This window comes from Desulfobulbus rhabdoformis, assembly GCF_016919065.1.
In the GTDB taxonomy this organism is placed as follows: domain Bacteria; phylum Desulfobacterota; class Desulfobulbia; order Desulfobulbales; family Desulfobulbaceae; genus Desulfobulbus; species Desulfobulbus rhabdoformis.
In genome coordinates, this window is record NZ_JAFFQA010000119.1 from 1 (window position 1) to 1,542 (window position 1,542).

Below are 1,542 nucleotides of genomic sequence, written 5' to 3' on the forward strand. Positions count from 1 at the left end.
TTCTGGTAGTGCTTCCAGTATATTCCAGAGCAATATTTATTTCCTTTGAGAGGCCGGGCTTGTCCAACCCCGGATAAGATTGTGGTTCGTTCGTGCCTCACTCACACAATCTATCCTTATTCGTTCGTTGTCTGGTTGTGCTTGCTTCAAATCATAGGCAAGATCCCGCACAACGATATGCCATTTCCCATCGGTCAAATGGCTGCCTAAGCCATGATGCACATAGGTGTCAGTGCCGAGGGAGCTTGTAGCCACCGGGGTATAATACAGGTAACGAAAACCGTCTTTAGTCTGAACAGCGATGTACACGGTGAAGGACTCGGTATAACGCATACTCCATTCGATGGTTTTAAAATGGGTGTCGTTCCAATAGTTCCCATCAGGGTTACGTAGCCGATAGCCATTACTGGTCCCTTCACCAGTCATCTCAATCACCCGGCTGGCTCGCTCACTGTCATACACGTTGGCAATGGCGCCACCGATGGGATCGTTGTCGTAGATATCCCAGCCGACAGTATCACCATCTTCCGCATCTTCGTAGACCATTAAGGTGGGGAAGGAACCGGCATCGGCCGGGTTGGAACCCTGCCGTATTTCAATTCCATCCTCAATACCGTCACCGTCTGCGTCTGGATCAAGCAGGTTAATCAAACCGTTTCCATCAGGATCAGCACTCCAATTGCTCCCCCAGAATTCCAACTCCACCTTGTCGTCAATGCTATCTCCATCGGAATCAGCGTCATAAGGATTGGTTCCATAAATAGAAATCTCCTGAATATCCGTCAAGCCATCGCCATCGAAGTCTAAATCACGAGGAAGGGTATCCCGGCTTTTGATGTCGTCCACGCGTCCGCTGCCCCGAATCATGAAACCAAGCACAGCCTGTAGTTCGTTGTCTGGTTGTGCTTGCTTCAAGTCATAGGCAAGATCCCGCACAACGATATGCCATTTCCCATCGGTCAAATGGCTACCTAAGCCATGATGCACATAAGTGTCAGTGCCTAGGGAGCTTGTAGCCACCGGGGTATAATACAGGTAACGAAAACCGTCTTTAGTTTGAACAGCGATGTAGATTGTAAAATTTTCGCTGTAACTCATGCTCCACTCCAATATTTTGGATGTGGAATTATTCCAAAAACTGCCATCATTACTCCGCAGCCGGTAACCATTTTTAGTTAAGTTACCCTTGCATTCGATAACACGGCTGGCTCGTTCCTCATCATAGACATTGGTTATAGTCGCGCCGGTGGGATCGTTGTCGTAAATATCCCACCCCAAAATCGATCCGTCCTCAGCGTCCTCCAGCAATTCCCGGTGCAGCCGCAAACCCAGTAATAGCAGACAAAATGTATTCAGCTTTCGTAAACTTTTATAAAAATTATCGGGTAAATCTAAATTTATCTTGACATATTAATGAGTTAGCGATTTTCGCCTTTTTGTAAGAAAAACAGTAACTTACAAGGAGGCGTCATGGCGAATCAAATTACAACCATCGTAAAAACACGCAAGAGAGATATCGCACGGATGGAAAAGATTACCATA

Annotated in this window: 1 protein-coding gene; it reads right to left on the bottom strand. The window is 46.7% G+C overall.

Going from position 1 to position 1,542, the window contains the following annotated elements:
- Window positions 1-36 precede the first annotated feature (36 nt).
- Window positions 37-1,278 carry a hypothetical protein gene (locus tag JWJ90_RS22635; RefSeq protein WP_205229483.1) on the bottom strand — a complete coding sequence of 414 codons (1,242 nt, stop codon included), beginning with the start codon at window positions 1,276-1,278 and terminating at the stop codon, window positions 37-39.
- Between the last annotated feature and the right edge of the window lie 264 nt (window positions 1,279-1,542).